The sequence below is a fragment of the Paraburkholderia bengalensis genome, from assembly GCF_037126505.1.
In the GTDB taxonomy this organism is placed as follows: domain Bacteria; phylum Pseudomonadota; class Gammaproteobacteria; order Burkholderiales; family Burkholderiaceae; genus Paraburkholderia; species Paraburkholderia bengalensis.
The window spans coordinates 23,900-32,878 of record NZ_JACFYJ010000094.1 but is presented as its reverse complement, the minus strand read 5'-3'; the positions used below and the strand labels follow the sequence as shown (position 1 = coordinate 32,878).

General features: G+C 59.7%; 8 protein-coding genes. 5 read left to right on the top strand and 3 right to left on the bottom strand.

The window, feature by feature from the left end; translation table 11 throughout:
- The coding region (locus H3V53_RS34920) for a 4Fe-4S dicluster domain-containing protein (protein ID WP_336601710.1) at window positions 1–343 on the top strand (343 nt) is incomplete at its 5' end.
- A gap of 720 nt (window positions 344–1,063) precedes the next feature.
- Here the strand turns inward: H3V53_RS34920 and H3V53_RS34915 are convergent.
- The 3 genes from H3V53_RS34915 to urtA form a co-directional block, all read right to left on the bottom strand.
- Window positions 1,064–2,620 (bottom strand): amidase, encoded by a 1,557-nt coding sequence (locus tag H3V53_RS34915; RefSeq protein WP_419539637.1) that lies wholly within the window; start codon window positions 2,618–2,620, stop codon window positions 1,064–1,066.
- Window positions 2,621–2,670: 50 nt separating this feature from the next.
- Window positions 2,671–3,573 (bottom strand): urea ABC transporter permease subunit UrtB, encoded by a 903-nt coding sequence (gene urtB / locus H3V53_RS34910; RefSeq protein ID WP_336601709.1) that lies wholly within the window; start codon window positions 3,571–3,573, stop codon window positions 2,671–2,673.
- A 70-nt stretch (window positions 3,574–3,643) separates the two neighbouring features.
- Window positions 3,644–4,837, bottom strand: a complete 1,194-nt coding sequence (gene urtA, locus H3V53_RS34905) for an urea ABC transporter substrate-binding protein (protein WP_054923449.1) — start codon at window positions 4,835–4,837, stop codon at window positions 3,644–3,646.
- On the opposite strand from urtA, the gene H3V53_RS34900 reads away from it, so the two are divergent.
- From H3V53_RS34900 to H3V53_RS34885, 4 genes are all read left to right on the top strand, one after another.
- Window positions 4,836–5,180: a hypothetical protein gene (locus tag H3V53_RS34900; RefSeq protein ID WP_336601708.1), complete on the top strand. Its 345-nt coding sequence runs from the start codon at window positions 4,836–4,838 to the stop codon at window positions 5,178–5,180. The two genes, urtA and H3V53_RS34900, sit on opposite strands and share 2 nt — an antisense overlap.
- A gap of 66 nt (window positions 5,181–5,246) precedes the next feature.
- The gene (locus tag H3V53_RS34895; protein ID WP_336601707.1) at window positions 5,247–5,627 is read left to right on the top strand and encodes a transporter substrate-binding protein; all 381 of its coding nucleotides are present in this window, start codon (window positions 5,247–5,249) and stop codon (window positions 5,625–5,627) included.
- A gap of 418 nt (window positions 5,628–6,045) precedes the next feature.
- Window positions 6,046–6,486: a N,N-dimethylformamidase alpha subunit family protein gene (locus H3V53_RS34890; protein WP_054923452.1), complete on the top strand. Its 441-nt coding sequence runs from the start codon at window positions 6,046–6,048 to the stop codon at window positions 6,484–6,486.
- 96 nt (window positions 6,487–6,582) lie between these two features.
- On the top strand, window positions 6,583–8,979 hold the full coding sequence (locus tag H3V53_RS34885) for a N,N-dimethylformamidase beta subunit family domain-containing protein (RefSeq protein ID WP_336601706.1): 2,397 nt from the start codon (window positions 6,583–6,585) through the stop codon (window positions 8,977–8,979).

Genomic DNA, 8,979 nt, shown 5'->3' with positions numbered 1-8,979 from the left:
GCCGATCGAGTATCCGAAGCCGGACGGCAAGCTGACGTTCGACCGGCTTTCTTCGGTGTTCATCTCGAACACGAATCACGAGGAGAATCAGCCCGCGCATCTCATTCTCAAGGACGTGACTATGCCTGTGAAGGTGAACCTGCGAACGTATGCAGGCCCCGAAACGCGTTTTTGTCCTGCAGGCGTGTACGAGTTTGTAAAAGACAGCGCGGATGTAGATCGTCTACAGATCAACGCACAGAATTGCGTGCACTGCAAAACCTGCGACATTAAAGACCCGACGCAGAATATTGTCTGGGTGACGCCGGAAGGCGGCGGCGGTCCGAACTATTCGAAGATGTAGCGGATCCCATCCGGCCGGTTCGATGCGGTGGGCCGTCAGCCGATTGGGCTATGCAATAGCAACTGGGTTAGTCCCCGCACGTCGTGCAAACACGCATCGTAACGGCACAATTCGTCAGCAATGTGAGCCGGAAGTAGTGTGAAAGACCGGGCCCTGGCCTCGTGGAAGCTGGTTGGCCTCATAACGGTCCCCTGAAGTGGAACCGTTACTTCAGATCAACGCTGAAATTATGTCGAGTTCCCCGCCGGAACCGCCTGCTGCCGGCCCCTGCGCTTGCCGGGTTTGTCGGCAATCGGCTCGGCTACTTTCCATAATCAGTGACTTGGCATAATCGGCCTTATGTGAAGCTTTCCATAAGGCCGAATTGCCGACCGCCGTCCTGCCCTCTGCCGCATGCGGCGCGCGGGCTGAGGTTTGCCGTGATCACGGGGATTACCACGGCTAACCAGATGCCTCGGCGGTTTCTTCGCGATTTCGTCCACAACCGACCGTCGATCTCCGCAGGACCGCAAAGCCGAGGGCGGTTGGCCCGTCGCATGATCGTCGATGTTATTTGCAATTTGATGCACTGACGCGATGCGACGCCTGCAAATAATGATGAAAAGTTACTGATTGAAACTGAAGGTCCGCACACGTCAGTATCGCTCGAATTTGAGGTAATTCGACGAAAAAGCATTGCCCAAGCGTGCCTCATTCCGCGTACTCAGCGCGGCGTGATTGTCAGCTCAAGTTCGGTGTTTTTCGATGCCGTGTCGACTGCTCATACGAGTACGCAATCCCGACCAGCGCGGCTTCGTCCCATTGCCGTCCCACGAAGATCACGCCAAACGGCGACCCCGACGCATAGTAGCCCGCCGGCACGGTGATACCTGGCAGACCGGCAATGTTGATCTCGCCCACGGTCGTCTCCTGGATCGTGTCCTTGCCGTGCAAAGGCGGCAATTCGCAGCGCATCTGCGGAAACGCAAGTGCATCGAGAGCATGCCCTGCCATGACAGCATCGAAGATACGCAGATACTTTGCCTTGAGTTCGATGAACTCCGAGATGTCGGGCGGCATCGAAGGGTTCTCAAGTGCAGCTGCGAATTGCGGCAAGCTGTGCATGAAACTCAGCACGCCCTTCGGGCCGAACGCGTCCTGCGAAGCCGTCGCCTCCGCAAACTCGGCGAATGTCTTGAGCGCCGCGTTCGGTCCCAGACGGCGCAGATACTGCTCGACATCGTAGGGAATCGACTCGAGACCTCGCGCATCGAAATTCGGCAGCGGCGGCGTCGGCTCACGCAGTTCGGCAAAGCCTGAGCCAGCGAATGGATCGTCGATCAGAATCGCCCCTGCTTCCTTCAGTTCCTGCTGCACGCGCAGATACAGTTGCGACGCTTCATCGGAAAGCGGCTGCGTGCGCCAGCCTGGACCATACAGGCCTATTCGTTTGCCCTGCAACGCGTCGTCGCGCAGATTCGCGGCATAGCCCTGCGGCGGAATCTTGCCGACGCTCGCAAGCGTCTTGGAATCTTCCGCCGAATACCCCGCCAGCACATCGAGACACAAAGCCGCGTCGCGCACGTTGCGCGCAATAGGGCCCACCACGTCGCGATTACCGGACAACGGCACGACACCAGCATTGGGCACGAGTCCAATCGTGGGCTTGATACCGACCAGATCTTGCGCCGACGCGGGGTTCTGAATAGAGCCGCCCGTTTCTTCCGCGAGCCCGAGCACCGCCATCGATGCAGCCACAGCCGATGCCGTCCCCGCACTGCTGCCGCCCGGCACGCGGTCCGGCATCGTCACGTTAAGCGTCGGTCCCGCCCAGCTGTCGTTCGCATGCGAGCCCGTATGACTGAGCACGGGCACGTTTGTCTTGCCGAGCATCACGGCGCCCGCGGCGCGCATCCGTGCGACGACGGGCGAATCGGTTGCAGGCATCAGATCGACGCCGCCCGTCTTGCTATACAGCAACGACCAGCCCGCCGTGGTCGGAAAGCCGACCATATCCATCGGATCCTTGATGACGACGGGCACGCCCGCGAGCGGACCGAGCACTTCGCCTGCCGCGCGACGGCGGTCGATCGCGCGCGCATCGTCGAGTGCAGCGTGATTGAGAAACACCAGCGCGTTATACGTTGCGTTGTGGATCGCGATCCGGTCGAAGCATGCGTTGGTCAGGGATTCCGCCGTGAAGCGGCCTTGCGCGAAACCGGCCTGCACGCTTTCTATCGTCAGGTCGGTTAGATCGATATCCACCTGTAGCGGTGGGACGGTTTGCATTTCGCTCATCTCGAAGCTCTCCAGCGTCGATCGGGTTTGATTGATACACCACCTGGACATCAGCGGCGCACTTTGAGGGCGAACAGCCCTTGCGGACGGAAATAAAGCGCCACGATCACCAGCAGAAGAATGGTTGCCTTCGCCATCGATCCGCTGAGCAGCAGTTCGAACATCGACTGAAGCTGGCCGATCGCAAACGCGGATAGAAACGTGCCGAGCAGACTTTCGATACCGCCGAACACGACCACGATGAACGTATCGACGATGTACTGCTGCCCGGTCACCGGTCCCGTGGACGCCAGCATCGTCAACGCACTGCCCGCGATACCCGCAAGCCCGCATCCGACGGCGAACGTCACAGCATCGACACGTTCCGTGTCGATGCCCGCCGCGCCCGCCATCGCCCGGTTCTGCATCACCGAGCGGATACGCAGGCCCCAGCGGCTGCGAAACAGGAATAGATAAACGGCAAGCGCCACGGCCAATGCGAGAAACAGAATGAAAATGCGGCTGAGCGGCAAGGCGATATTAGGCGTGACGTTCCATGCGCCTCGCAGCCACGTGACGGTCGGAACGCTGACATCGATCGGCCCGAACACTTGCCGGTACACCTGCTGAAGCACGAGCGACAGCCCCCACGTCGCAAGCATCGTATCGAGCGGACGGTGATAGAGGCGACGGATCATCACGCGTTCGAGCACGAAGCCGACAGCGGCCGTCACGATGAACGCTATCAGAATGCCGACCAGAAAATACGCCCCCATCAGCGACGGGAACATCCTCTGAAATACAACGGACGTCAGGTACGTCATATACGCGCCGAGCGCCATCAGCTCGCCGTGCGCCATGTTGATCACGCCCATCAGGCCGAACACGATAGCCAGCCCGACTGCCATCAACGCCAGCACGGTGAAGAGCGACAGGCCGTTGAACACCTGTACGAGGAAAACATCGAGAGACATGATCGCGACCTTGTGGAGAGTTGTCGCGGGCGGGTGCGTGCGCGCCCGCCTCGCAGCCCGCGCAGCGGGGTCAGCCGAGTTTCGGAAACGGATTCGGCTCGATCAGCGGTGACTCGTATACGATGTCCACCTGTCCGTCGGGCCGGAACGTGCCGATCAGCGAGTGCTTCCACAAGTGGTGATTGCTTACGTGGAAATGCACGTCGCCCTCCGGTGCGCTCCACGCAAGCCCGGATGACGCGGCAACCACTTTGGCCACATCCGTGCTTTGTGCTTTTTCGACGCCGAGTTTCCAAAGATAAACCGCTGTGTACGCGGCTTCGAGGGTGTCGCCCAGCACGCGGTCCTGTCCATACTTGGCCTTGAATGCCTTGACGAATTTGTCGTTTTGCGCGTTCTTCATGCTCTGGAAATAGCCCATGCATGAATACACCCCGACGAGGTTATCCTTGCCGATACCGATCGCTTCTTCTTCCGTCACGGCCAATGCCATGATCGCCTGATTCTTGCCTGTAATGCCGAGCGAGTTCAGCTGCTTGTAGAACGCGACGTTCGAGCCGCCGACGATCGTCGAAAGAATGACATCGGGCTTGGCCGCCTTGATCTTGTTGATCACCGAAGAAAACTCCGTCGCACCGAGCGGAAAGTAATCTTCTCCGAGTACCGTACCGCCGGCTTTCGCAATGGCGGCCTTGGCGATTCGGTTCGTCGTGCGCGGCCAGATATAGTCCGATCCGATCAGATAGAACTTTTTGCCTTTATTCTTCGCGAGCCAATTTACGGCGGGAATGGTTTGCTGTGTCGCTTCCTGGCCTGTGTACATGATGTTCTTCGACATCTCGAGACCTTCGTAATACGTCGGATAGTAGAGCAGGCCGTTATAGCGTTCGAAAACGGGCAGAACGGCCTTGCGCGAAGCCGACGTATAGCAGCCGAAGACCGCCGCGACCTTGTCGCTTTCCACGAGCTTTTGTGCCTTCTCGGCAAACGTCGGCCAGTCGCTTGCGCCGTCCTCGACGATCGGTGTGATCTGCCGACCCATCACGCCGCCCGATGCATTGATCTCTTCGATGGCGAGCTTTTCCGCATCCACGACATGCGCTTCTGCAATTGCGATCGTCCCCGTGAGCGAATGCAGAATGCCGACCTTGATGGGGTCCGCTGCCTGAGCCGGATTCGAACCCAGCAGCATCGAGCCAGGCAGCGCGGTAGCGGCTGTTGCGGCGACTGCCTGTTTCAGAAAGTCCCGACGAGAATTCTTCATGGTGGCGTTATCTATAAAGTTTTTGGACAAAAAAAAGCCCGCAGCCAAGCAATGCTTGACTGGCGGGCTTTTTGGCCTTTCGCCGTATATGACACCTTTGTCAGACGCGGCGGAATTCACTATGATCGTCGTGCAGGACTGGCGCACTGCTGCAGATCACGAACGAGAATCAGCAAGGTCCATGCCATACAGTGCGGCAGTCGTCTCCGACACTTGCGGCATCGTCTTCTATATTGACTCAACGTCGATGCCAGCTTTTTTCGAACGTGCTCCAGCATCCGTTGTTCGCACCGCCCTGACACGCCAACTTGCTGCAGACATGCACGGAGGCTGTGCGACATGAGCGTTGTGCGCACAAATCTGGGGGATCGCGCTTCGAATAGCGCAGCGGCGTAACAGGAAAACGAATATGCGTTCAGTGAGTTATGAACCCGTGAAAATCGGCGTGTTGTATTCGACGAGCGGCGTGACCGGTCTTATCGAATCTTCACAGCAAAGCGCCACGCTGTTTGCCGCCGACGAAATCAATCGCGGGGGCGGCATCAACGGCAGAGAGATACAACTGTATGTGCGCGACCCCGGCTCTATCAAATCGTTGCAGACGTTTATCCAGCGTGCCGAAGAAAAGGCCGCGCGACAGCGCACGATCGAACTGGCGAAGTCGATCATCATGAAAACGCATCAGCTTTCCGACGACGAGGCTTATCGTGTTTTATGCTCGCACGCGCGCGACAACCAGGCATTGATCGAAACCGTCGCGCATGAAGTCGTGAGAGCCGGTGCGTTGTGACGCCGATCGCCCTCATACTGTGCGGCGCGCACCGTCGATGCGCGTTCAGGCACACGAACAGAATGAGTTTGTCCGCGCCACACGCATCGATATCAAGTTATGCAGTTGTCCGAATAACCGGACGACCCCGGTACATAAGCCTTCCGCATTCGAAGCGCGCTCACGGGCATACTTGTTGCATTTAAACCGTTGCTTCAGTTCTTTCGATTGCCGGCGGGACGTACTTCATCGTTAAGCCCGGCAAACGGAACCGAATCGACGGTGACAGGCGACAAAGACGTCGCATGCCGCCAAAGGCCATAAAGCCCGACATGACAGCTCACGCTGGCATGTCGGGCTTTTTTTGTCTGAAGCGCGTGCGCCGAACACAACCTGTTCGGAATGCAGCAACTATCCAACTCGTGATGAGGTTCATTTCATGATTCCGATCCCCAAACAAGGTACGCCCGAACGCGAGCGGCTGATCGCACTTCACAAGGAATGCACGGAGTCGATGCACGGTGTCGCGGGCTTTTCCGTGCTCAAGTGCGAAACACCGGGAGATACGACCGTCGTGACAGGCGGCACGCATGAACACCACGATCTGCGCCGTGTGTTGCTGCGCATGCGTGGCGCTTCGCCGAAGGGCAAGCTGATCGTGATCTGTACGAAGGTCGACGAAGAGTGGCGCATCGGACGCCTGTCCGGCATCCGCGGCGTGCCACCCGTGTTTGCCACCGACGACGTCTACACCAGCGAACAGGATATCCAGCACGCCATCTTCCTGATGCGTCTCGACGAGATGTCTGAGACCGACGGCATGCCCGAGCACTACACGGAGGGCTACAAACGCAGAGACGACAACTGGCCCGTGACCTGATACGCGCGACGCATTCCATCCCTTGTGCGCTGCCGGCGCACCCAATCCCGACGACCGCCGCGTCATAGCGCGGCTTGATGGCAGGAGCCATTTCCCATGTGTGCAATGCGACTCACCGGCTACGCAGACAGGTTCAGCGTTCATCCCGGCGACACGATCCGGTTCTACGTCAACTGCGACGGCCCTAGGCAATATCACGCGTCGATCGTGCAGATGATCAACGGCGATACCAACCCGCGCGGCCCCGGCTTCATCGAAAAGCCGGTCGAAGCCGCTTGCGAAGCGACTTATGACGGCCGTCCGCAAGCGGTCTACGGCGGCTCGTACGGTTACGTCGAGGATGCGCCGCAATTGCGCGTGCAAAGCTTCACGCTGCAATGCTGGATCTGGCCGACCACGCCGCGCACCGACGCACGCTACTGGAAGCACGGCGTACAGGGGCTCGTCACGAAGTGGTCGGCAGGCAAAGGCTATGGCCTCTTCATCAACGCCGACGGATGCGCGGAGCTGCGGATCAACGACCGCACATTCATTACGGGCGTGCGCTTGCGCGATCACGCCTGGCACTTCCTCGCGGCAAGCTACGACGCGACAACGGGCGCCGTCACGCTGTATCACGAACCGCAGATCGTCTACGCACTGGACCCTGTCATCCCACCCGTAGAAGCGCAATACGCCGGCCCCGTCGAGAACGACGGCGCGCCGCTCGTGATTGCAGGCTACGTCAAGGGTTTGGAGCCAGGTCCACTCGGACGCTCGTCGCTGCCGCAGGGCGTGCTGATCGGCGGCCACTATAACGGCAAGATCGACAGTCCGCGCCTGTGCAATCGCGCGCTGTCGCGGTTCGAAATCGAAACAATGAAAGCGGGCGTGCAGCCCGGTCTCAGCGAGCGCCGCCACTCGGGACCGACGGGTCCACTATCCGAATGCATCGTCGCTGCCTGGGACTTCTCAGACGGTATCAATACACTCGTTTGCCGCGATCAGGGGCCGTACAGGTTCGACGCGCGGCTCGTCAATTGCCCCACACGTGCGATGACAGGTTACAACTGGGCAGGCCGCAACTTCGACTGGAAACACGCGCAAGACGAATACGGCGCGATTCACTTTCATGACGACGACCTCGACAACGCGCGATGGGATGTCAGCTTCGAATGGACCGTGCCCGATGACATCAAGAGCCGCTTCTACGCAGCCAGGCTGACCACCGCGGAAGGCGACGAAGACTACATCCCGTTCTGGGTCGTGCCGAAGCTCGGCGCAAAGAAATCGAAGATCGCGGTGATGGTGCCGACCATCAGCTACATGGCCTATGCGAACGAACACGTCGCATGCAATGCGGGCGGCGCGGAACTGTTCGTCTACCGCGTGCCCATCATGCAGCAGCAGAACATGTTCCTCGCGGAGCATCGCGAATACGGCGGCTCGATCTACGACACGCATACGGACGGCAGCGGCATCTGTCTGTCGTCACGGCTGCGCCCTATCCTCAGCATTCGCCCCAAGTACGATCACTTTCTCGCGCAGGCCCCGTGGCAATATCCCGCCGACCTGCATCTCATCTGCTGGCTCGAAACGCTCGGCTATGAGTACGACGTGTTCACCGATGAAGACCTCACGTACGACGGCCTCGCGCGCCTCGAAGACTACAACGTCATCATCACGGGCTCACATCCGGAGCACAATTCGGGCGCGCAGCTCGACGCGCTGCACGACTACACGCAGCGCGGCGGACGCATCATGTACATGGGCGCCGATGGCTGGTACTGGGTTCATTCGTACCATCCCGCATACGACGAAGTGGGCCGTGGCGTCGTCACCGAAATGCGGCGCTGCGAGTCCGGCATCCGCACGTGGCGTGCCGATCCGGGCGAGTACTATCACCAGGGAACGGGTGAGCTCGGCGGAATGTGGCGCTTTCGCGGGCGCTATCTGCACTCGGTGGCGGGCACGGGCATGTCGTCGGAAGGCTTCGATATTTCCAGCTACTTCTCGCGTACGCCGGAAAGTCTTGACGAACGCGTCGCGTGGGCCTTCGAGGGCATTGACTATGACGAGAAACTCGGCAACTTCGGGCTGGTCGGCGGCGGCGCGGCAGGCCTCGAACTCGATATCGTCGACACCATGCTGGGCTCGCCACCGCACATCCTGACTGTGGCGACGTCGGCCGGGCGGCATACGGAAGCATATCTGCTCGTGATGGAAGACTTCGGCTTCAACCAGCAGGGTCTCGACGGCACCGTGCATCCGCGTGTGCGCGCCGACATCACGTTCCATGAGACGCCGAACGGCGGCGGATGTTTCGCGTTCAGTTCGATCGCGTATTGCGGTTCGCTGCCGTGGAATAACTGCGACAACAACATTTCGCGTCTCACGAAGAACGTGCTCGATCGCTTCGCGGCCGACGGCCCACTGCCTGCGGCACCGTCGAGTGCGGTCAAGTATCGCGGACGCGCGGACTACGAGTCGCCAGCCGTCGTCACCACGGCCTGA